Here is an 848-nt window from a genome sequence, read left to right as displayed (position 1 = left end):
ACGCAAGGCACTGTCAATCGGGCGATTGGCGTGTAACAGTATCTGCTAATATCCTTCAGGCGGTAAGCAAGGCTCCCCTCAAACGGCGGGATGTCTGTTGGGGAAGAGGCCGAATGCCAAGCTTAGTCGAAATGGACCTCGTGAGCCGTCTAGGGGACGCCAACCGCAAAATAGTCGAACTGGAAATCGCAAAGGCCACTGCAGCGACTGAACTTGATAAACTTTTAGCCGAAAACCAGCGCCTACTCAGAATAGGTGAGGAGCGCACAAAGGAACTCGCAATCCTCGGTAGTGTCGGCGAAGCAATGTCGAAGACATTGACGGCAAAGACGGTGACTCGTATTGTCGGTGATAAGGTGCGAGAAATATTCGGAACCGACGTCACTGAAATCCTATTGCACGATGAAGCCTCTGGTTTGATCAGTGTCCCCTATTCGTTTTATCGAGACTATGTGGAGGTCGAACCGTTCCCTTTGGGTGCAGGATTGACTTCCCAAATTATCCTCTCGGGTAAACCGAAGATTCTCAACACCTTCGAGCAAGCGGTTGAACTGGGTGTCATTGTCCTCACCGAAGATGAGCGGTCCGAATCCTACATCGGCGTGCCGATCATCGCCGGAGACAAAACTCTGGGCGTTGTGAGCGTGCAGAGCTACAAAAAAAACGCGTTCAACGAAGATCATGTCCGTCTGTTGCAGGGGCTCTCATCGAGCATGGGCGTGGCCATCGCCAATGCTCGTCTTTTCGATGAGACGCAGCGCCTGCTGAAAGTTTCGGAGGAGCGCGCAAAAGAACTCGCGATCCTAAACAGCGTCGGCGAAGCAATGGCCAAGACGCTGAACGTCAAG

The 848-nt window shown here is 52.6% G+C and carries 1 protein-coding gene; it reads left to right on the top strand.

The annotated features are described in order from the left end of the window. Positions 1-113: 113 nt before the first annotated feature. Positions 114-848: GAF domain-containing protein (locus ACXJ7R_RS34765; protein ID WP_457155744.1), on the top strand; the 735-nt coding region annotated here is incomplete at its 3' end.

The organism is Mesorhizobium sp. P5_C1 (genome assembly GCF_054049815.1).
Note: the sequence above shows the minus strand (reverse complement) of the source record. Positions and strands in the feature narration are given on the sequence as shown.